This is a genomic window from Mycobacterium sp. NGS24 (genome assembly GCF_059813065.1).
The window spans coordinates 1-20,290 of the sequence record NZ_JCALDW010000025.1 but is presented as its reverse complement, the minus strand read 5'-3'; the positions used below and the strand labels follow the sequence as shown (position 1 = coordinate 20,290).

The 20,290-nt window shown below is 67.1% G+C and carries 19 protein-coding genes; 10 read left to right on the top strand and 9 right to left on the bottom strand.

Annotated features, from left to right (window positions below):
• The first annotated feature begins 42 nt into the window (after nucleotides 1-42).
• The 7 genes from AC5Y6Y_RS23285 to AC5Y6Y_RS23255 all read left to right on the top strand — a co-directional run bounded on the left by AC5Y6Y_RS23285 (nucleotide 43) and on the right by AC5Y6Y_RS23255 (nucleotide 6,386).
• Nucleotides 43-828 carry a 2-keto-4-pentenoate hydratase gene (locus AC5Y6Y_RS23285; protein ID WP_473140341.1) on the top strand — a complete coding sequence of 262 codons (786 nt, stop codon included), beginning with the start codon at nucleotides 43-45 and terminating at the stop codon, nucleotides 826-828.
• A 47-nt stretch (nucleotides 829-875) separates the two neighbouring features.
• Nucleotides 876-1,790: an acetaldehyde dehydrogenase (acetylating) gene (locus tag AC5Y6Y_RS23280; RefSeq protein WP_473140340.1), complete on the top strand. Its 915-nt coding sequence runs from the start codon at nucleotides 876-878 to the stop codon at nucleotides 1,788-1,790.
• Nucleotides 1,787-2,836 (top strand): 4-hydroxy-2-oxovalerate aldolase, encoded by a 1,050-nt coding sequence (gene dmpG / locus AC5Y6Y_RS23275; protein ID WP_473140339.1) that lies wholly within the window; start codon nucleotides 1,787-1,789, stop codon nucleotides 2,834-2,836. Before AC5Y6Y_RS23280 ends, dmpG begins: the two co-directional genes overlap by 4 nt.
• Nucleotides 2,837-2,949: 113 nt before the next feature.
• The gene (locus tag AC5Y6Y_RS23270; RefSeq protein WP_463828629.1) at nucleotides 2,950-3,231 is read left to right on the top strand and encodes a hemophore-related protein; all 282 of its coding nucleotides are present in this window, start codon (nucleotides 2,950-2,952) and stop codon (nucleotides 3,229-3,231) included.
• Between the two features lie 91 nt (nucleotides 3,232-3,322).
• Entirely contained in the window at nucleotides 3,323-4,462 is a 1,140-nt protein-coding gene (locus AC5Y6Y_RS23265) for a hypothetical protein (protein WP_463828630.1), read from the top strand.
• Entirely contained in the window at nucleotides 4,459-5,241 is a 783-nt protein-coding gene (locus tag AC5Y6Y_RS23260; protein WP_463828631.1) for an SDR family oxidoreductase, read from the top strand. The genes AC5Y6Y_RS23265 and AC5Y6Y_RS23260 overlap by 4 nt, the downstream gene beginning before the upstream one ends.
• Entirely contained in the window at nucleotides 5,241-6,386 is a 1,146-nt protein-coding gene (locus AC5Y6Y_RS23255) for a sulfotransferase family protein (RefSeq protein WP_473140338.1), read from the top strand. The genes AC5Y6Y_RS23260 and AC5Y6Y_RS23255 overlap by 1 nt, the downstream gene beginning before the upstream one ends.
• A gap of 174 nt (nucleotides 6,387-6,560) precedes the next feature.
• On the opposite strand, the gene AC5Y6Y_RS23250 is transcribed toward AC5Y6Y_RS23255, so the two are convergent.
• Entirely contained in the window at nucleotides 6,561-7,010 is a 450-nt protein-coding gene (locus tag AC5Y6Y_RS23250; protein WP_463828633.1) for a hypothetical protein, read from the bottom strand.
• A 4-nt stretch (nucleotides 7,011-7,014) separates the two neighbouring features.
• Nucleotides 7,015-8,184: a 3-ketosteroid-9-alpha-monooxygenase, oxygenase component gene (locus tag AC5Y6Y_RS23245; RefSeq protein ID WP_463828634.1), complete on the bottom strand. Its 1,170-nt coding sequence runs from the start codon at nucleotides 8,182-8,184 to the stop codon at nucleotides 7,015-7,017.
• Nucleotides 8,185-8,312: 128 nt separating this feature from the next.
• Between AC5Y6Y_RS23245 and AC5Y6Y_RS23240 the strand changes: the two genes are divergently transcribed.
• The gene (locus AC5Y6Y_RS23240; protein WP_463828635.1) at nucleotides 8,313-8,840 is read left to right on the top strand and encodes a gamma carbonic anhydrase family protein; all 528 of its coding nucleotides are present in this window, start codon (nucleotides 8,313-8,315) and stop codon (nucleotides 8,838-8,840) included.
• A gap of 91 nt (nucleotides 8,841-8,931) precedes the next feature.
• Here AC5Y6Y_RS23240 and AC5Y6Y_RS23235 read toward each other — a convergent pair whose 3' ends face one another.
• The 6 genes from AC5Y6Y_RS23235 to AC5Y6Y_RS23210 form a co-directional block, all read right to left on the bottom strand.
• Nucleotides 8,932-12,183: a PE family protein gene (locus AC5Y6Y_RS23235; protein ID WP_473140337.1), complete on the bottom strand. Its 3,252-nt coding sequence runs from the start codon at nucleotides 12,181-12,183 to the stop codon at nucleotides 8,932-8,934.
• 273 nt (nucleotides 12,184-12,456) lie between these two features.
• Nucleotides 12,457-12,867, bottom strand: coding sequence for a nuclear transport factor 2 family protein (locus tag AC5Y6Y_RS23230; RefSeq protein WP_463828637.1), 411 nt, complete (start codon nucleotides 12,865-12,867; stop codon nucleotides 12,457-12,459).
• Complete coding sequence (locus AC5Y6Y_RS23225) at nucleotides 12,864-13,745, bottom strand: TIGR03619 family F420-dependent LLM class oxidoreductase (RefSeq protein WP_473140336.1); 882 nt, start codon at nucleotides 13,743-13,745, stop codon at nucleotides 12,864-12,866. The genes AC5Y6Y_RS23230 and AC5Y6Y_RS23225 overlap by 4 nt, the downstream gene beginning before the upstream one ends.
• Nucleotides 13,742-14,935: a thiolase family protein gene (locus AC5Y6Y_RS23220; RefSeq protein ID WP_473140335.1), complete on the bottom strand. Its 1,194-nt coding sequence runs from the start codon at nucleotides 14,933-14,935 to the stop codon at nucleotides 13,742-13,744. The genes AC5Y6Y_RS23225 and AC5Y6Y_RS23220 overlap by 4 nt, the downstream gene beginning before the upstream one ends.
• Nucleotides 14,935-15,996, bottom strand: coding sequence for a thiolase family protein (locus AC5Y6Y_RS23215; RefSeq protein ID WP_473140334.1), 1,062 nt, complete (start codon nucleotides 15,994-15,996; stop codon nucleotides 14,935-14,937). Before AC5Y6Y_RS23215 ends, AC5Y6Y_RS23220 begins: the two co-directional genes overlap by 1 nt.
• A gap of 16 nt (nucleotides 15,997-16,012) precedes the next feature.
• Complete coding sequence (locus AC5Y6Y_RS23210; protein ID WP_473140333.1) at nucleotides 16,013-17,008, bottom strand: Zn-ribbon domain-containing OB-fold protein; 996 nt, start codon at nucleotides 17,006-17,008, stop codon at nucleotides 16,013-16,015.
• A gap of 69 nt (nucleotides 17,009-17,077) precedes the next feature.
• Between AC5Y6Y_RS23210 and AC5Y6Y_RS23205 the strand changes: the two genes are divergently transcribed.
• Nucleotides 17,078-18,109 (top strand): LLM class F420-dependent oxidoreductase, encoded by a 1,032-nt coding sequence (locus AC5Y6Y_RS23205; RefSeq protein ID WP_473140332.1) that lies wholly within the window; start codon nucleotides 17,078-17,080, stop codon nucleotides 18,107-18,109.
• A gap of 57 nt (nucleotides 18,110-18,166) precedes the next feature.
• Here AC5Y6Y_RS23205 and AC5Y6Y_RS23200 read toward each other — a convergent pair whose 3' ends face one another.
• Entirely contained in the window at nucleotides 18,167-18,877 is a 711-nt protein-coding gene (locus AC5Y6Y_RS23200) for an acetoacetate decarboxylase family protein (RefSeq protein ID WP_473140331.1), read from the bottom strand.
• A gap of 45 nt (nucleotides 18,878-18,922) precedes the next feature.
• Between AC5Y6Y_RS23200 and AC5Y6Y_RS23195 the strand changes: the two genes are divergently transcribed.
• Entirely contained in the window at nucleotides 18,923-20,152 is a 1,230-nt protein-coding gene (locus AC5Y6Y_RS23195; protein ID WP_463828644.1) for a cytochrome P450, read from the top strand.
• Nucleotides 20,153-20,290: the final 138 nt, after the last annotated feature.

Genomic DNA, 20,290 nt, shown 5'->3' with positions numbered 1-20,290 from the left:
GGCGCTACTGGCCCGGTCACAAGCGCGAAGGGAATTCGGTAAATGCTCGATGTGGCCACCCGCGACGAGCTCGCTGCCGACCTGGCGGAGGCGGAACGAAGCCGCCGCGGCATCGCCCCGTTGACCGCCGCATACCCCGATATCGACGTCGTCGACGCCTACGAGATCCAGCTGATCAACATCCGCCAACGGGTGGCCGAAGGCGCCCGCGTGGTGGGGCACAAGGTCGGCCTTTCCTCGAAGGTGATGCAGCAGATGATGGGCGTCGACGAACCCGATTACGGTCATCTGCTCGACGAGATGGAAGTGTTCGAGTCGACGCCGGTGCAGACGAGTCGTTATCTGCTGCCGCGGGTGGAAGTCGAGGTCGGGTTCATCTTGGGCGAGGACCTGCCGGGCGCAGGCTGCACCGAGGACGACGTGCTGGCTGCCACCGAAGCCGTCGCCCCGGCGATCGAGTTGATCGACACCAGGATCAGGGACTGGAAGATCGCGCTGTGCGACACCATCGCCGACAACGCCTCCTCAGCCGGCTTCGTGCTGGGTGAAGCGCGCGTGGGGCCGAACGACATCGACATCACCGGGATCGACGCGAAGCTGACCCGCAGCGGGGAGTTGATCGCGCAGGGGCGCAGCGACGCCGTGCTGGGCAATCCCGCCACAGCAGTGGCCTGGTTGGCCCGCAAGGTGGAAAGTTTCGGGGTGCGGTTGAGAAAGGGTGACATCGTGTTGCCGGGATCGTGCACCGTAGCGGTTGACGTGCGAGGTGGCGACGAATTCGTCGCCGACTTCGCGGGTCTGGGTGCGGTCCGTCTTACATTTCAGTAGCGAGCGATCGCAGCCGCCGGATCGCGACAAGTTAGTAGAGGAGCAACATGCCTGGTAAGGCGAGTGTCGCCATCGTCGGGTCGGGGAACATCAGCACCGACCTGCTCTACAAGCTGCTGCGATCGGACTGGCTGGAGCCGCGCTGGATGGTCGGCATCGACCCGGACAGCGAAGGCTTGGCCCGGGCCCGCAAGCTGGGTCTGGAGACCAGCCACAAAGGTGCGGACTGGCTGCTGGAGCAGTCCGAGAAACCCGACCTGGTGTTCGAGGCGACCAGCGCCTACGTGCACCGCGACGCCGCTCCCAAGTACGAGGCCGCCGGTATCCGTGCCATCGATCTGACTCCGGCCGCGGTGGGCCCTGCGGTGATCCCGCCCGCGAACCTGCGCGCGCACCTGGACGCCCCCAACGTCAACATGATCACCTGTGGCGGACAGGCCACGATCCCGATCGTGCACGCGGTGTCCAGAGTGGTCGATGTTCCGTACGCCGAGATCGTGGCGTCGGTGGCGTCGGTGTCCGCAGGCCCCGGAACGCGGGCCAACATCGACGAGTTCACCAAGACCACGTCGCGCGGGGTGCAGACCATCGGTGGCGCCGCTCGCGGCAAGGCCATCATCATCCTGAACCCGGCCGATCCGCCGATGATCATGCGCGACACCATCTTCTGCGCCATCCCCGAGGACGCCGACCGTGATGCGATCGCCAAGTCCATCCACGACGTGGTCGCCGAAGTGCAGACTTACGTGCCCGGCTACCGCCTGCTCAACGAGCCGCAATTCGATGAGCCCTCGGTGGTCAACGGCGGCAATCACGTGGTCACCACGTTCGTGGAGGTAGAAGGCGCCGGGGACTACCTGCCGCCCTACGCCGGCAACCTCGACATCATGACCGCGGCAGCGACGAAAGTCGGCGAGGAGATCGCCAAGGAGACGCTGGCCGTGCAAGGAGGCGCACGATGACGACCGACATCTTCTTCAACCCGGTCTGGGACGTCCGGATGACCGACACGTCGCTGCGGGACGGGTCGCACCACAAGCGTCACCAGTTCACCAAGGACGAGGTGCAGGCGATCGTGACGGCGATCGACGCCGCCGGGGTGCCGGTGATCGAAGTGACGCACGGCGACGGCCTGGGCGGCTCGTCGTTCAACTACGGCTTTTCCAAGACACCCGAGCAGGAGCTGATCAAGCTCGCCGCCGAAACCGCCCGGGATGCCAAGATCGCCTTCCTGATGCTGCCCGGGGTGGGCACCAAGGAGGACATCAAGGAGGCCCAGGACAACGGCGGGTCCATCTGCCGGATCGCCACCCACTGCACAGAGGCCGACGTGTCGATTCAGCACTTCGGGCTGGCGCGCGAACTGGGTCTGGAAACAGTGGGATTCCTGATGATGGCGCACACCATCCCGCCGGAGAAGCTGGCCGCGCAGGCCCGAATCATGGCTGACGCCGGCTGTCAGTGTGTTTACGTCGTCGACTCCGCCGGCGCGCTGGTGCTCGACGGTGTCGCCGACCGGGTGGCCGCCCTCGTCGCCGAGCTCGGCGACGACGCCCAGGTGGGTTTCCACGGCCACGAGAACCTCGGGCTCGGAGTGGCCAACTCGGTGGAAGCCGTACGCGCCGGTGCCAAGCAGATCGACGGCAGCGTGCGCCGGTTCGGTGCCGGCGCGGGCAACGCCCCGGTCGAGGCGCTGATCGGCGTCTTCGACAAGATCGGTGTGAAGACCGGCATCGACTTCTTCGACATCGCCGACGCCGCCGAGGACGTGGTGCGTCCCGCCATGCCGGCCGAGTGCCTGTTGGACCGCAACGCGCTGATCATGGGGTATTCCGGCGTCTACTCCAGCTTCCTCAAGCACGCCGTACGGCAAGGGGAGCGGTACGGCGTCCCGGCGCACGAACTGCTGCACCGGGCCGGACAGCGCAAACTGATCGGCGGTCAGGAGGACCAGTTGATCGACATCGCGCTGGAGATCAAGCGCGAGCAGGAAGCGGCACGCAGCTAGAGCCCGCTCCGAGGTCGGCGCGGGCGCGCTGAGCAGCTCGAATTCCTCAGCTTGTGCCTAACTTGCGTGGGTACTCTCGACTGCACCGTTTCGCCTCGTGAAGGAGACTTCCGATGATCGTGACTTCGAGGATTTCCCGCCTGCTCGTTGGCGGCCTGCTGGGTGCTTGCGCCTCGGCACTGATCGCGATGCCGGTGGCCAACGCAGATCCCTGCAACACCACCGTGGGACAGACCGCGGGGGAGCAGGTGAACGGCTACTTGGACCGCCACCCCGACGTCAGAGCCCAACTACAGGCCCGGGCCGGGTCGGGCACGGACCTCAACGACTACCTCAACCGGCACCCCGATGTGCGGCAGGCGCTGATCACGCTGGCCAATCAGTGCACCTCGTGAGGTGAGCGGGATTCGTCGGCCCTCCGCGTCTGCGACGCGCGGAAATGTTAGCGGTTGACTCAAAACAGGAACACGTTCTAGCGTCAGAGCCGTGTCCGCACCCCTTGTCTCCGACCAACTGACCGAGGCGATCGCCGAAGCCGAGAGGTTGGTCGCCGCCGCCCCGTTCATCGAGACCGAAGCCGACCTCCTCGAGGGGCTGCAATACCTGGCCGGATGTGTGTCCGGTTGTCTGCATCTGGCCTTCGACTACGAGCGTGACCACCCGTTCCTGCAGTCGGGCACCGGGCCGTTCACCAAGATGGCCCTGGACAATCCCGACACCCTGTACTTCGGCACCCGCGTGCATGCCGATCGCGACTACGTGGTCCGGGGTGTGCGCGGTACCACTACCGATCTGAGCTTCCAGTTGCTCGGCGGCGAGTACACCGACGACAACGTGCCTGCCAGCCAGGCCGCGTTCGACGACCGGGAACTCGACATCGCGCCGGACGGCACCTTCGAGTGGCGGGTGCGCCCGACCAGTCCCGGCCAGCTGGTGATGCGCGAAGTGTATGGCGACTGGTCGGCGCGACGCGGCACGCTGACCATCGAGCGGCTCGACACCGCCGGCACCGCACCGCCCCCGCTCACCCGTCAAACGATCGAAAAGCGTTACGCCACAGCCGGAAAACAGCTGGTGAATCGCGTCAAGACGTGGCTGCAGTTCCCGCAGTGGTTCTATCTCGACATACCGGTCAACACCATGGTGCCGCCCCGGCTGACCCCCGGCGGACTGGCGACGCAGTACTCGTCGGTGGGCCACTTCGACTTACGGCCCGATCAGGCGCTGGTGATCACAGTGCCGGTCAGTGACGCGCCGTACCTGGGCTTCCAGCTGGGCAGCCTGTGGTACATCTCGCTGGACTACATCAATCACCAGACTTCATTGAACAACACTCAGGCTCAAGCCGATCCGGACGGCAAGGTGCGCATAGTGGTCAGTGACCACAACCCCGGGGTCACCAATTGGGTTGAGACGCTGGGACATCGGCGCGGATTCCTGCAGTTCCGCTGGCAGCGGGTGTCCAGGCAGCTCACCGACGCCGACGGTCCCGCCGTCGAACTGGTGGACGTCGACAACGTGCCGGCCGCGCTGCCGTACTTCGACCACAACAAGATTTCCGAGGAAAACTGGCGGGCGCGAATCGCGCTGCGGCAGCAACAAATAGCGGCAAGGATGCTTGGATGACCGATCTGCTCGACGGCAAGGTAGTGGTGATCAGCGGGGTCGGCCCCGGTCTGGGAACCACGCTGGCGCGCCGATGTGCCCTCGACGGGGCCGACCTGGTGCTGGCGGCCCGCAGTGCCGACCGGTTGGACGATGTCGCCAAGCAGGTCGTCGATATCGGCCGCAAAGCGGTTGCGGTACGCACCGACATCACCGACGACGAACAGGTGAGCAACCTCGTTGACGCCTCGCTGGAGGCATTCGGCAAGGTCGACGTGCTGGTCAACAACGCGTTCCGGGTGCCGTCGATGAAACCGCTGGCCGGCACCACGTTTCAGCACATCCGAGATGCGATCGAACTCAGTGCGCTGGGTGCGTTGCGGCTCATTCAGGGCTTCACTCCGGCGCTCGCGGAGTCGCATGGCTCCGTGGTCAACGTCAACTCCATGGTGATCCGGCACTCGCAGGCCAAATACGGGGCGTACAAGATGGCCAAGTCGGCCCTGCTGTCGATGTCGCAGTCCCTGGCGACAGAACTCGGTGAGCAGGGTATCCGCGTCAATTCCGTTGCACCTGGCTATATCTGGGGTGACACCCTGCAGGGTTATTTCAATCACCAGGCGGGCAAGTACGGCACCACCGCCGAGCAGATCTATCAGGCCACCGCGGCCAACTCCGACCTCAAACGGTTGCCCACCGAGGACGAGGTGGCGTCGGCGATCCTGTTCATGGCCAGCGATCTGTCCAGTGGCATCACCGGACAGACCCTGGACGTCAACTGCGGGGAGTATCACACGTAATGGCCGAGCGAACTGACATTGCGACGGTCGACGAATTGCACGCGTCGGCAACCAAACTCACCGGGTTGGATGATTTCGGCTCTGACGACGACAACTACCGCGAAGCGCTGACGGTGTTGCTCGACTCGTATCGGACCGAAGCCGGCCTGACGGTGTTGGGCAGCAAGATGAACAGGTTCTTCCTGCGCGGCGCGCTGGTGGCCAGGCTGCTGTCCGAATCGGCGTGGAAACAGCATCCGGGATACGCGGACGTCGTGATCGAGCGGCCGATTTTCGTGACCGGATTGGTGCGCACCGGGACGACGGCGCTGCACCGGCTGCTGGGCGCCGATCCGGCGCACCAGGGTCTGCACATGTGGCTGGCGGAGTTCCCGCAGCCCCGCCCGCCGCGCGACACCTGGGACTCGAATCCGTTGTACCGCAGGCTTGATGACCAGTTAAACCAGCACCATGCGGAGAACCCCGGTTACACCGGCCTGCACTTCATGGCGGCCTACGAGCTCGAGGAGTGCTGGCAGTTGCTGCGGCAGTCGCTGCACTCGGTGTCCTATGAGACCCTTGCCCACCTGCCGACTTACGCGAGGTGGCTGTCCGAACAGGATTGGACGCCGTCGTACCAGCGGCACAAGCGCAACCTTCAATTGATCGGCATGAACGACACGGACAAGCGTTGGGTGCTGAAGAATCCGAGTCATCTGTTTGCGCTGGACGCGCTGATGGCGACTTATCCTGACGCGCTGGTGATCCAGACGCACCGACCGGTCGAGACGATCATGGCGTCGATGTGCTCGCTGGCCCAGCACACCGCCGAGGGATGGTCCACCACGTATACCGGGGCCCAGATCGGGGCCGACTCGATGGAGACCTGGTCGCGCGGGCTGGAACGGTTCAATGCTGCGCGCGCCAAATATGATTCGGCGCAGTTCTACGACGTCGACTATCAGGAATTGATCGCCGACCCACTGGGCACGGTGGCCGACATCTACCGGCACTTCGGTATCGCCCTGACAGACGAGGCCCGGCAGGCGATGGAAGCCAGTCACGCCGCGAGCCAGCAAGGTGATCGGGCGCCGAAACACCGGTATTCGCTGGCCGATTACGGGCTGACCGCCGAAGCGGTGAAGGAGCGGTTCGCCGGCCTGTGAGCGTGCCCGGCTGCGAACGACTTGCCCACCAGCAGCGACAATGCACTGCGCGGCCAAAGTCGCTGATAGGTGGGAAAGTCGCGGTGAGGCGGGCAGTCGCGTGAGCATCCCGGCCGTGGGGCTGGCGTGACGGATGTGACCGCGTGGCTAACCCGCGCGACTGAGTCGCGCGTCTCAGTCGGCCGCTTCGTGCTCGAGAATGCCCTCGGCCACCGCGTGCTCGATGCTGTCGGATAGCCGCGGACAGGCCCTGGTGCGTGCGGTGTCGCCGCCCCCGGCGCGCACCTCGGCAAAGTGCGCACAGCGCTGAGCGGCCTCGGTATTCCATTGCACCGCAGTGTGTCCCGGTCCGAGCCGCCGCACCGTCACCGTGACGTGGCAGAACCGGCAGTCCACCGGCCGTAACCCTGCGCTCAGGTAGCGGTCCCGGTCGACGCGGCTGGCTTCGGCCACCGAGGCGGCGCGCTCCGGGTCATTGGTGAAATCCCTTGACTTGGACCACGTTCCGGAACCGCTACGGCCATTGTGCGACGGTGCGTCGTCATGATCATGGTGATCGCCGTGCAGGGCCAGCATCGACCGGGCCAGCCGGTCGACGTCGGGTACGTCCTGGTCGTCGGCCACGACTTCAGTGTTGCTGCGCAGGTACGTCGTCGGCGGCCGGCTCGGCGTCGCGTGCCTTCAGGTTGTCCGCAACCTCGGCGTTCCAGAACTCGTTGGCGCGGGTGGTGTCGACCTCGATCTCGAAGCGCTCCACCATTTCCGGCTGGATGTCGGCCACGTCGACGTAGAACTGCTGATACCAGCGGCGCAGCTGATAGACGGCGCCGTCTTCCTCGACCAGCAAGGGGTTGTCGATGCGCGTCTTGTGCTTCCAGATCTCCACGTCCTGCAGGAAGCCCTTGCTCACGCCGTCGGTGAAGACCCGGGACAGCTTGTCGGTCATCTTCTCGTCCATGCCCTTGGGCTTCTCGACGATCACGCCCCACTGCAGCACGAACGAGTTCTGAGTGACCGGGTAGTGGCAGTTGATGAGGATCGACTCGGCCTTGTAACCGCCGTAACTGTTGTGCAGCCAGTTGATCATGAACGACGGGCCGAAATACGAAGCCTCCGAATCCAGATGCGCCTCACCGTAAGTGGTGCCCAGATCGTCGACGTCAGGCCGGCCGACGTTGTGCAGGTACTGCGAAGCGATGTGGCCTTCGAAGACGTTCTTGAAGTACGTCGGCAACCCGAAGTGGATGTAGAAGAAGTGCGCCATGTCAGTGACGTTGTCGATGATGTCGCGGCAGTTCGACCCTTCAATGAGGATGCTGTTCCACCGCCACTCGGTCCACTCGTCGCTGGCCGCCTCGGCCAACTCCGGAATCCGGACCGCAGGGTCCGGCGGGTTGCCTTCGTGGTCGTGCCACACGAACAGCAGACCGCTGCGGACATCAGTGGTCCACGCCCGGGTGCGCGCCGTCTTGGGGGTGCGTTTGGCGTACGGCACCAGCTTGCAGCGGCCGTCGCCACCCCAGCGCCAGTCGTGGAACGGGCAGGCGACCTCGTCGCCCTTGATGGTGCCCTCGGACAGGTCGCCACCCATGTGCCGGCAGTAGCCGTCGAGCACCTTGATGTCACCGTGAGAGTCGGCGAACACCACTAGTTTGGTGCCGAACGCCTGCACCGAGTGCGGTTTGCCGTCCTGAAAGTCTTTCGCGACGCCCAGGCAGTGCCAGCCGCGGGCATACCTGGTCGGCAAGGCGCCGGGGTCGATTTCCCGGACACCGACGTGGCTTGTGTCGGTACTCACCCTGTTACCTCCGCGGTTGTATCGCAAAAAAGGGGCTGCTAACTAGAACACGTTACAGTTTTGGGGCGGAGGTGCGCAACGACGGTGAGGCTAACCACGGTATATGCGCGTTACGGTATATGTAATTGATGCCGTTGTTCTCTTTCGAAGGTCGCTCGCCGCGCGTCGATCCGACCGCATTTGTGGCACCTACCGCGACGCTGATCGGCGACGTCACCGTGCAGGCCGGCGCGTCCGTTTGGTACAACGCTGTGCTGCGCGGCGACTATGCCCCGGTGGTGATCCGGGAGGGCGCCAACGTGCAGGACGGGTCGGTGCTGCACGCCCCGCCCGGAATCCCCGTCGACATCGGTCCGGGGGCGACGGTCGCGCATCTGTGCGTGATCCACGGCGCCCACATCGGGTCCGAGGCGCTGATCGCCAACCACGCCACGGTGCTGGACGGCGCGGTGATCGGCGCGCGGTGCATGGTGGCGGCGGGTGCGCTGGTGGTCGGGGGCACGCAGATTCCGGCCGGGATGATGGTGGTGGGTGCGCCCGCCAAGGTGAAGGGGCCGATCGAGGGGACCGGCGCGGAGCTATGGGTGAACGTGAATCCGCAGGCCTACCGGGACCTCGCGCAGCGGCACATCGCGGGGATCGAGCCGGTTTTGTGATTCGGGTTCGGCAACGAGGCCAACGACGAACACACCTGTAAGTGCGTGGGCGCTGCTACGACGTCGGTCATCGGCATCTGACGGGGTGGATCTACGGGGTTCCGTGGGTGCCGGGTGTGCCGGGGGGTGTTCCGCGGCCCGCCGATCCGCCGCTGCCGCCGATGGCGTTGCCGAAAACAGAATCGGTGGTCGCATTCCCGCCGTCACCCCCATCGCCACCTGCGCCGCCGTTCCCTGCACCGCCGTTTCCTCCACCGCCGGCGGTCGCCGTGGCGGTGGACGCTGAATTGATGATGGTCGCGTCGCCGCCGTCGCCGCCGTTGCCGCCGCGCCCGGCGCTGCCCTCACCGCCCACCCCGCCGCCACCGGCAGTGGCCTGCCCGGACCCGGCGGTCGCGGCGTTGCCACCGTTGCCGCCGTTGCCGCCGGTGGCCCCGCTGGTGCCCGCGGCGCCGTTGCCGCCGATGGCGTTGCCCGACCCGGAGGTCTGGGCGTTGCCGCCGCTGCCGCCGTTGCCGCCGCCGGTGGTACCGGTGCCACCCGCCGCACCGCTGGCGCCCACCACGTCCTGCGCCGACCCGGAGTAGACGGTTTCGGAACCGCCGTTGCCGCCGTTGCCGCCGCGCCCGGCGCTGCCGTGACCGCCCGCACCGCCGGCTCCGGCAGTGACCTGCCCGGACCCATCGGTCGTGGCGTTGCCGCCGTTGCCGCCATTGCCGCCGGTGGCCCCGTTAGTGCCCGCGGCGCCGTTGCCGCCGGTGGCGCTGCCCGACCCGAAGGTCGAGGCATCGCCGCCGTTGCCACCGTTGCCGCCGCCGGTGGTGCCCTTGCCGCCCGCCGCACCGTCGGCGCCCACCACGTTCTGCGCCGACCTGGGGTCGGCGAGTAATACGCTGCCGCCGTTGCCGCCGTTGCCGCCGCGCCCGGCGCTGCCCTCACCGCCCACCCCGCCCGCACCGGCAGCGACCTGCCCGGACACCGAGATCGACGAGCCGCCGTTGCCGCCGTTACCGCCGGTGGCCCCGGCGGTGCCCGCGGCACCGTTGCCGCCGGTGGCGCGGCCCGACCCGTTGGTCGCCCCATCGCCGCCGCTGCCGCCGTTGCCGCCACCGGTGGTGCCGGTACCACCCGCCGCACCGTCGGCACCCGTGACGTTCTGCTTCGAATCGGTGGCCAACGCGTATTCGGAGCCGCCGTTGCCGCCGTTGCCGCCGCGCCCGGCGCTGCCGTGCCCGCCCACGCCGCCGGCACCGGCTTTGACCTGCCCGGACCCGGAGGTCTGGGCGGTGCCGCCGTTGCCGCCGTTGCCGCCGGTGGCCCCGTTAGTGCCCGCGGCGCCGTTGCCGCCGGTGGCGCTGCCCGACCCGTCGGTCGCGGCGTTGCCGCCGTTACCGCCGTTGCCGCCGCCGGTGGTGCCCTTGCCGCCCGCCGCACCGTCGGCGCCCACCACGTTCTGCGCCGAACCGGTGTTGGAGACGGTTTCGGAGCCGCCATTGCCGCCGTTGCCGCCGCGCCCGGCGTTGCCGTCACCGCCCACCCCGCCGGCACCGGCAAAGACCTGCCCGGACCCGGTGGTCCTGGCGTTCCCCCCGTCGCCGCCGTTGCCGCCGGTGGCCCCTGCGGTGCCCGCGGCGCCGGCACCGCCGGTGGCGCTGCCCGGCCCGTTGGTCTGGGCGTTGCCGCCGTTGCCGCCGTTGCCGCCGCCGGTGGTGCCGGTGCCGCCCGCCGCACCGTTGGCGCCCACCGCGTGCTGCTTCGATTCGGAGTAGACGTATTCGGAGCCGCCGTTTCCGCCGTTGCCGCCGCGCCCGGCGCTGCCGTGCCCGCCCACCCCGCCGGCACCGGCAGTGACCTGCCCGGACCCGGAGGTCTCAGCGCTGCCGCCGTTGCCGCCGTTGCCGCCGGTGGCCCCGTCGGTGCCCGCGGCGCCGTTACCGCCGGTGGCGCTGCCCGACCCGTCGGTCCGGGCGTCGCCGCCGTTGCCGCCGTTACCACCGTTCCCGCCGGTGCCTGCGGCGCCGCCCGAGCCGCCGTTACCTCCCACGACGTTGCTCGAACCGGAGGTGAACACAGAGCCACCGTCGCCGCCTCGGCCTCCGGTACCACCGGTACCTGAGGGGCCGGTGGTACCTCCGGTGCCTCCGGTGCCGACGGCACCGCCGGCGCCGGCGTTGCCGCCGCGACCGCCGGTGCCGCCGTCGCCGCCGGTCAATGCGCCAGCGGAGCCGTCGGCCGCGCGCCCGCCGGCGGCGCCATTGCCGCCGAGCCCGCCGCTGCCGTTGATACCGCCGGCACCGCTGTTCCCGCCCGCGCCGCCAGCCCCGCCCGACCCCCCAGCAAAGCCCGAACCGCCGTTGCCCTTGGTCGGTATGTCGGTGTTGTTCGCGCCGATAGCTCCATTGCCGCCGTCACCACCGTGCCCACCGTTACCCGATGCGCCCGCCACGCCGCCAGCCCCAGCGGCGCCACCGGCACCGGCCGCACCGCCGGCACCACCGGCTCCGCCATCACCGCCCGCGGCGCCGCTAGCCGAGGCACCGTCTCCGCCGTTGCCGCCCAGACCTCCGTGACCGCCCAGACCGCCGCTACCGCCCTGGCCGAACAGCAGTCCGCGTGCTCCGCCGGCACCCCCTTGGCCGCCGACCCCGCCGACCCCGCCCGTAGCACCGGCCGCACCGCTACCCGCTACGGCCGACGCGCCCGCCCCGCCTTCGCCGCCTCCGCCACCGATCCCGCCGGCTCCGCCCTGACCGAAGAACAATCCACCGGCGCCACCCGCGCCACCATTGGCGCCGGCCATCCCCGGTGCACCGGCCGCACCGGCCTGTCCGGCACCGCCGGCCCCGCCGGCCCCGCCCGTGCCGACCAAACCCGCCGAGCCACCTGCTCCGCCGCTTTGACCAGCCGCGCCAGCGGCCCCATTGCCGCCGTTGCCCCACAACAGCCCGCCGTCGCCGCCCCGGCCGCCCGGGACGGTCGCGTCGGCGCCATTGCCGATCAGCGCGCGTCCCAGCAATGTCTGTGTCGGCGCATTGACTACCTCGAGCAGCAGCGCATCAATGCCGCTGGTTTCGGCTGTGGCATACGCCTTGCCGGCGCTCGCGAGGGTCTGCAGGAACTGATCGTGGAACGCCGTCGCCTGCGCACTGAAGGCCTGATATTCCTCGCCGTGCGCCGCGAACAGGGCCGCGATGGCCGCCGACACCTCATCACCGGCGGCAGCCACCAGCCGCGTCGTCGCGACCGACGCCGTCCGGTTTGCCGTCTGAACGGCCGTCCCGATCCCGGCCAAATTATCAGCCGCAGCCGCCACCAAGTCAGGTGTTGCAATGACAAACGACATTTGGCTCCCTCAAACTCTGTGGTCGCGAGATTTACACGCGGCCCTGATCGTGGCTCTGCGCATCCCGCCCGACGGAACCCAGAGTTAGCTCATCGCACGCTTGTTGCCGGCGACACCTGACCCGTGCGAATGGAAGCCCAACGGACTTTAGCCCCTTGCTGACAGAAAGGGAGGGAAACTGACACGATGCGTAGCTGGTCCATATTCGACTTCACCACAGCGAAAGTGAAGTCGGCGACGCAGAATCGCCGTGTTGTGTCGTGTGATTCACACTCAGCTGGAGACTGGGCGAGCGGACGCGGTCGCCTGGTCCAACTCCCAGTAGGCGCGCAGCGCCAGCAGCTGCCCCTGATCGTCGGCCCGGTAGGTGAACACGCCCTGGGCGGTGACCTGGTAACCGCCCGCAGTGATCAGGATGTGCCCGACGTTCGCTTCCTCATTTCCGCATTGATAGCTGTCTTGGAAGAAGAACTCGATCTTGTCGGTGGGCGCGATGGCCAGATCCCAGAACCGCGAGATCGCCTCCTTGCCGCGATGCCCCTTGCCCTCAGGGTCGAAATGCGATGGCCCGATAGGGTCTTCGACAATCGCGTCGTCGGCGAATACCGCCAGCCAGGCCTCCTTGTCGCGCGCGCCGACCGCCTCGCGGGAGCGCCGGCCGGCCTCGTGCGCCGGATGAGTCACGCGTCCTGCCAACCCGAGTGGATGTAGGTGTCGGCGAACCGCTTCATCGAATCCTGCTTCTTGTCCAGCGGCGCATCGAAGCTCAGGCCGTCGAAAACCCAGGGAATGGTGATGTAGTCGGTCACCCCGATGTCGGCGAGCTCGCGGTGGCCGTCCACGCCGAACTTGTCCATGCACACGGCCTGGTACTCGAAAGGGTCTTCCGCACGGCCGTTTTCGGCGAGCAGCGCCTTGAGCTTGCCGATGGTTTCGTCCAGTTGCGCGTGCGTCATCATCGCGCTGGTCCAGCCGTCGCCGACGCGCACCGCCCGCTTGAGTGCCACGTCGGTGTGCCCGCCGACGTAGAAGGGCACCGGCTCACTGGGCGCCGGACTCATCTGCAGACGGTCGAAATCGTAGAACTCGCCGTGGAATTCGACCATGCCACCGGCGAGTACCAGCTTGATCACGTCGATCATCTCGTCGACCCGCTTGCCGCGACGCGCGTACGGTACCCCGCACCATTCGAATTCTTCGGGCGCCCAGCCGATTCCGACACCGAATCCGAACCGGTTGTTGGTCAGGTTGGCCACCGAGCCGACCTGGCGGGCCAGCAGCAACGGGTTGCGTGACCCCAACTTCATCACGTTGGTGTAGAACCGCAGTTTCGAGGTGACCGCGCCCATGGTGCCCGCCAGGATCAGCGGGTCGACCCAGGGGGAGTTCTCGTCGAACATCCGCTTGCCGTCGGCGGTGTAGGGATAGTCGACGGACTGCTTCTCGAAGTAGAAGATCGAATCCGGCAGCGCGATCGCGTCGAAGCCGACTTCCTCTGCGGTTTTGGCGAGTTCGGTCAGCTGGTCGATCGGGCTGAACGCGATGCTGAGGGTGTATTTCATGCGCCGGCCTGTTCCGGCTTGTCGCATCCGACCACCCACATCGAGTAGTACTGCGAACCCCCGCCGTAGGCGTGGCCCAACGCCTTACGCGCATTCGGCACCTGATGGTCCCCACCCTTGCCCATCACCTGTATCGCGGACTCCGCGAAGCGGATCAGGCCCGACGCGCCGATCGGGTTGGACGACAACACCCCGCCCGACGGGTTGACCGGCAACCGTCCACCGATCGCGGTCTCGCCGGCTTCGGTCAGCTTCCAGCCCTCACCCTCGGGGGCAAAGCCCAGACTCTCCAACCACATCGGCTCGAACCAGGAGAACGGAACGTAGATCTCGGCGGCGTCGATCTCGTCGATGGGACTGGTGATGCCGGCCGCCTTCCACAGCGCGGCCGCGGCGTCCCGGCTCGCCTGCGGACTGACCTGGTCGCGTCCGGAGAACTGCAGCGGCTCGGTGCGCAGCGCGGTGGCGTGAATCCAGGCCACCGGGTTCCCCTCTGCCAGCCGGGCATCGGCGATCTCCTCGTTACCGATCACCACAGCGCAGGCGCCGTCGGACGACGGGCAGGTCTCGTCGAAACGGATCGGGTCCCACAGCATGGGGGACTGCATCACCTTCTCCACGGTGATGTCGGGTTGGTGCAGGTGCGCCAACGGATTCTTGGCGCCGTTGAGTCGGTCCTTCACGGCGACGATGGCACCGATGTTGAGCGGGGCACCGGAGCGGCGGATGTAGGACCGCACGTGCGGGGCGAAATAGCCACCGGCGCCGGCACCCACCGGCTTGATGAACGGGATCGGAATCGACAACGCCCACATGGCATTCGACTCCGACTGCTTCTCCCAGGCCATCGCCAGCACCCGGCGATACTTGCCCGATTGCACCAGGCTGGCCGCGACGATGCCGGTGGATCCGCCTACCGAACCTGCAGTGTGCACGCGGATCAACGGCTTGCCGGTCGCTCCTACGGCGTCGGCCATGAACAGTTCGGGCATCATAACGCCCTCGAAGAAGTCCGGCGCCTTACCGACGACGACAGCGTCGATGTCGTCGAAAGTGGACCCGGAGTCCGCCAACGCCCGGTCGATGGCTTCGCGCACCAGCCCGTTCATCGAAACGTCTTTGCGTTTCGCCACGTATTTGGTCTGTCCGGTGCCGAGCACCGCGGCGAGGTTCGCTCCTGCGCCAGCCATCAGTTCTTCCCTTCCATGACCGCGACCAGGTTCTGTTGCAGCGCAGGGCCGCTGGTGGCGTGTGCCAGCACCCGTCCCGCCGAGCCGTCCCAGATGTGTTGTGCGGCAAAACCGATGCGTTCCAGGCCGGCGACGAACATCGGGTTGGCGGCCAGTGCGCCGCCGGACGGGTTGACCTTCGTCGACTCCCTCAGGCCGATCGCCTCGGCGAGGATCAGGTGCTGGTGGGTGAACGGCGCGCAGATCTCGGCAACGTCGATGCCGGTGTCACCACCGGTGGCCGCCTTCGCCGAAGCCGCGGTGGACGACGAGATGGTCAGGTCGCGCAGACCCAACGCGGGGGTATCGATGCGGTGTTCGATTCCCGTTATCCAGGCCGGCTTTTCGCGTAGTTCGCGCGCCCGGTCGTCGGCCGCGAGCACGATCGCTGCCGCACCGTCGGTGATCGGCGCGATGTCGTGGCGTCGCAACGGATCGTTGAAGAACGGCCGGGCCAGCAGTTCGTCGATGCTGTCGGCCGGCTGCTCGGAGTCGGTCCGTTCCGACCGCGCGAACGAGTCGAGGGCGACCTGCGCCATCTGCTCGTGCGTCCACTTGCCGGAGTCCAGTCCGATGCGCGCCTGCAGTCCGGCCATCGACACCGAGTCCGCCCACAACGGCGCCACGGTGTAGGGGTCGGTCTGGCGCGACAGGATCTGGCGCAGGATGCCGGCCGACGACTTGCCGAACCCGTACACCAGCGCGGTGTCGACCTCACCGGTGAGGATCTTGATGTAAGCCTCGTACAGCGCCCAGGCGGCGTCCATCTCCACGTGGGATTCGTTTATCGGCGGCACCGCGCCGATCGAGTCGATCGCGGAGATGAACGAAAATGCCCGTCCAGCAAGGTAATCCGACGACCCCGAACACCAGAATCCGATATCGGACTTGGTGATGCCGAGGTCGCCGTAGAGCTGGGCGAAGCACGGCATCAGCATTTCGACGCCGTTGGTGGTGCCGTCGGTACGGCGTACATGCGGCGCGTGAGCGAAGCCGACCACCGCGACATTGCGAGTGCTCATGGTGTGAGTAAGCCCTTTACAGGTGGTGTTTGTAGGTGTCGTAGTCGGCGTCCGGTTCGCCGGTCGGCCGGAAGAACTCGATGTTGTCGATGCCGAAGCCCCACTCTTCGCGAGGACGCCACACCGCCTCCACCCGCATGCCCATCCGGACTTCGTGCGCGTCGACGTCGGCGACCAGGTGCAGGAACGGGATGTCGGCGCCGTCGAGCAGCACGTAGGCCGCCACGTAGGGCGGTTTGATGCGCTGACCCTGGAACGGGATGTTGATGATCGCGAACGTCGTCACCGTGCCCTTGTCCGGCAGTTCGACGAAATCGGTGGTGGGCAGGCCGGTGGCCGGGTCGGCGCCATGCGGGGGGAAGTAGACCTTTCCGTTTTCGCCGGTCTTGGCGCCCAGCAGCTTGCCCTCGGCAATGGCCCGCAGGTAGGCGCTTTCCTCGTGCGACGCGGTGTGCTGGATGGTCAGCGAGACGGGCGTGACGATCATGGTGACCGGATCCTGTTCGGACGGCTCGCCTTCGGGCTCGGTGTCTTCGCCGGGCACGAAGTAGGCGATGTCGGTGATGGCACCCACGGTCTGCTCGGCCCAGTGCACGTGCACCCGGTCACCGGTCTTGATGGACGAAGGACCCGCGGCTCCGACATCAATCGCGTGCAGCAGCGGGGTGTCCGCGCCGTCGAGCTTGATCAGCGCCCAGGCGAACGGTCGGTCCAGCGGCTCCCCGCCGAGCGGCTCGGGTTGCCACGTCCAGGACACCACGGTGCCGACGCTGGCCACGGGTACCATCTCGCGCAGCGGTTCGTAGGTGACGGGGTCGTATTCCGCCGGCGGCACATGAACCCGGCCGTCGGAGCCACGGACCCCCAACACCCGGCGGTCCCGCAGCGCGGTGAAGAACTCACCGAGCGTGGGACCCACCGAACGGGTGTAGTCGAAAGACAACGTCAACGGTGCGGAGAGAGGCGGCTCAGGGTGGTCGATCAGGGTCGGGCCGCTCGAACTGGCTGTCACGCCTTCGAGTAGAACAGGTTCTAAGAATGGTTTCAACTAGCCCTTTACCAAGGCCGTAGGAGGCAAGCTGTGAAGCTCGGACTGCAACTCGGTTACTGGGGCGCTCAACCGCCGGAGAACCACGCAGAGCTCGTCGCCGTGGCCGAAGAAGCCGGGTTCGATGCGGTGTTCACCGCCGAGGCATGGGGTTCGGACGCCTACACGCCGCTGGCGTGGTGGGGGTCCTCGACGCAACGGGTGCGGCTGGGCACCTCGGTGGTCCAGCTTTCCGCGCGCACCCCGACGGCCTGTGCGATGGCCGCGCTGACGCTGGACCACCTGTCCGGCGGCCGGCACATTCTGGGCCTGGGCGTGTCCGGACCCCAAGTCGTCGAAGGGTGGTACGGGCAGCGCTTCCCCAAGCCGCTGGCCCGCACCCGCGAATACATCGACATCGTGCGCCAGGTGTGGGCCCGCAGGGAGGCGGTCACCAGCGCCGGTCCGCACTATCCGCTGCCGCTGTCCGGTTCCGGCACAACAGGTTTGGGTAAGCCGCTCAAACCGATCACCCACCCGCTGCGCGCCGACATCCCGATCATGCTGGGGGCCGAGGGGCCCAAGAACGTGGCGCTGGCCGCCGAGATCTGCGACGGCTGGCTGCCCATCTTCTACTCGCCGCGCATGGCCGACATGTACAACGAGTGGCTCGACGAGGGGTTCGCGCGGCCGGGCGCCCGACGCTCCCGGGCGGACTTCGAGATCTGTGCGACCGCGCAGATCGTCGTCACCGAAGACCGGGCTGCGGCGTTCGAGGGCATCAAGCCGTTCCTGGCCCTCTACATGGGCGGCATGGGTGCCGAGGACACCAACTTCCACGCCGACGTCTATCGCCGGATGGGATACGCCGAGGTGGTCGAGGAGGTCACCAGGTTGTTCCGGTCCGACCGCAAGGACGAAGCCGGCAAGGCCATCCCGGACGAGCTCGTCGACGACGCGATGATCGTCGGCGATCTGGACTACGTGCGTAAGCAGATCGGCGCCTGGGAGGCGGCGGGCGTCACCATGATGGTGGTGGGTGCCCGCAGCGTTGAGCAGGTACGGGACCTCGCCGCGTTGATCTGAGCGGCGGCCTTGCGGTACCGCTAGAACGCGTTCTAGATTGACTCGATGGGGATGGGCTCAGACGGCGTGCGCGTCGCCGAACGACATCTCCACGTTGGTCACCGACTGCGTCATCAACGCCCGCTTGGGCAGGCCCAGCGATGCCAACTCCTTGGCGTAGGGGTGCTCGCCCAGCCTGATCCGGGCGCCGCCGAGGCGGGTGCGCACCCCCGAGGTCTGCATTGTCGACGAGGTCTCCCGGGTGACCCCGTCCAGGTGGGAGTACGTCGTGAGGTGCTGCGCTTTCATGGCCGGATGCGGAAGGCCGGGGCTGAACTCGATCCCGGCGATCAGCTGACCGTCGGCGCTGACGTCGAAGTCGAACTTGCGTCCCTCGCGAACGGTGAAGTCCGCCATGATCTTTGGATATCCCCAGATGGTGCGCCCGGCCTCGAGGGTGAACTCCTGGTCGACCGGCAGGCGATGGATGAAAGTGGCGGCATCGGCCATTGCCCGCAAGCCCTTGGCGTGCGTTCCCGGCCGGTTGACCAGGAAGGCGGTGCCGTACTCGTGGTACTTGCCGAGATCGCCGTCGAGGTAGCGGACCAGCAGCTGCACCAGAATCGCCCGGCCCGGCAGGTATTCGAAGACCTGCAGGCCGCTGTAGTCGATCAGACGCTGCGCGGCGCCGGCGGGGACCGAGAACATCGCGGAATGCTGATCGGCCTTGCGGATCACCACCGGCATGGTGAGCACGGTTCCGGCGATGGTGTGTTGCGAGACAGTCATGGGGCTTACTGTAATGGGCTCGACGTAGCGAACTGGAGGCTGTAGATGACTGACGTTGTGGGTGAAACCATTCCCGAGACGATCCTGAACATCGATCTGGCGGACGGCAACTTCTATGCCGACGGCGTCGCGGCGCGGGCAGCTTACCGCTGGATGCGGGCCAATCAGCCGGTGTTTCGGGATCGCAACGGACTGGCCGGAGCCACCACCTATCAAGCAATCCTGGACGCCGAACGCAACCCGGAACTGTTCTCCAGCACCGGCGGTATCCGCCCCGATCAGCCCGGCATGCCCTACATGATCGACATGGACGACCCGGCCCACCTGATCCGCCGGAAATTGGTCAACGCCGGGTTCACCCGCAAGCGGGTGAAGGACAAAGAAGCATCGATCGGCGAGCTGTGCGACACCCTGATCGACGCGGTGTGCGAGCGTGGCGAGTGCGACTTCGTCCGGGACATCGCCGCACCGCTGCCGATGGCGGTGATCGGCGACATGCTGGGCGTACTGCCCGAGGACCGCGGGATGTTGCTGAAATGGTCGGACGACCTGGTCTGCGGGCTCAGCTCGCACATCGACCCGACGTCGGCGGAATTCCAGACGGTGATGGAAGCCTTCGCCGCGTACACCGCTTTCACGATGGATCTGATCGGTAAGCGCCGTGCGGAACCGACCGACGACCTGTACTCCATCCTGATCAACGCCGAGGTCGAAGGTCAGCGGATGTCGGACGACGAGATCGTGATGGAGACACTGCTGATCCTGATAGGCGGCGACGAGACCACCCGGCACACGCTGAGCGGGGGGACCGAGCAACTGGTACGGCATCGCGATCAGTGGGAGGCGCTGGTCGCCGACCCGTCGTTGCTGCCGGGGGCGATCGAGGAGATGCTGCGCTGGACGTCGCCGGTGAAGAACATGTGCAGGACGCTGACCAGTGACACGGAATTTCACGGCACCTCGATGCGGGCGGGCGAGAAGATCATGCTGCTCTTCGAGTCGGCGAACTTTGACGAGTCGCAGTTCGACCAGCCGGAGAACTTCGACATCCGACGAAACCCGAACAGCCACTTGGCATTCGGATTCGGCACCCATTTCTGCATGGGTAATCAGCTGGCCCGCCTGGAGCTGTCGCTGATGACGTCGCGGGTGCTCGAGCGGCTACCCGATCTGCGGCTTGCCGATGAATCGGCGTTGCCGCTGCGTCCGGCGAACTTCGTGTCCGGGCTGGAGTCGATGCCGGTGGTATTCACCCCGAGCCCGCGAGTCTGCTGAAGAGCGTTCGCGCAGCCGGTCCCGGCGGGCTGCGGCGCGATTTGCCCGACCTGATCCGACGATGCCAGAAAATTTGAGGTTCATGGGTACGTTGTCCGGCTAATTTCCTATCGTTATGGCTGCAGGGCAGCGCGAAGG

Coding starts and splice junctions, on each gene's coding strand:
- AC5Y6Y_RS23285 (WP_473140341.1), top strand. CDS start 43: ATGCTCGATGTGGCCACCCGCGACGAGCTCGCTGCCGACCTGGCGGAG.
- AC5Y6Y_RS23280 (WP_473140340.1), top strand. CDS start 876: ATGCCTGGTAAGGCGAGTGTCGCCATCGTCGGGTCGGGGAACATCAGC.
- dmpG (WP_473140339.1), top strand. CDS start 1,787: ATGACGACCGACATCTTCTTCAACCCGGTCTGGGACGTCCGGATGACC.
- AC5Y6Y_RS23270 (WP_463828629.1), top strand. CDS start 2,950: ATGATCGTGACTTCGAGGATTTCCCGCCTGCTCGTTGGCGGCCTGCTG.
- AC5Y6Y_RS23260 (WP_463828631.1), top strand. CDS start 4,459: ATGACCGATCTGCTCGACGGCAAGGTAGTGGTGATCAGCGGGGTCGGC.
- AC5Y6Y_RS23255 (WP_473140338.1), top strand. CDS start 5,241: ATGGCCGAGCGAACTGACATTGCGACGGTCGACGAATTGCACGCGTCG.
- AC5Y6Y_RS23240 (WP_463828635.1), top strand. CDS start 8,313: ATGCCGTTGTTCTCTTTCGAAGGTCGCTCGCCGCGCGTCGATCCGACC.
- AC5Y6Y_RS23235 (WP_473140337.1), bottom strand. CDS start 12,183: ATGTCGTTTGTCATTGCAACACCTGACTTGGTGGCGGCTGCGGCTGAT.
- AC5Y6Y_RS23225 (WP_473140336.1), bottom strand. CDS start 13,745: ATGAAATACACCCTCAGCATCGCGTTCAGCCCGATCGACCAGCTGACC.
- AC5Y6Y_RS23220 (WP_473140335.1), bottom strand. CDS start 14,935: ATGGCTGGCGCAGGAGCGAACCTCGCCGCGGTGCTCGGCACCGGACAG.
- AC5Y6Y_RS23215 (WP_473140334.1), bottom strand. CDS start 15,996: ATGAGCACTCGCAATGTCGCGGTGGTCGGCTTCGCTCACGCGCCGCAT.
- AC5Y6Y_RS23200 (WP_473140331.1), bottom strand. CDS start 18,877: ATGACTGTCTCGCAACACACCATCGCCGGAACCGTGCTCACCATGCCG.
- AC5Y6Y_RS23195 (WP_463828644.1), top strand. CDS start 18,923: ATGACTGACGTTGTGGGTGAAACCATTCCCGAGACGATCCTGAACATC.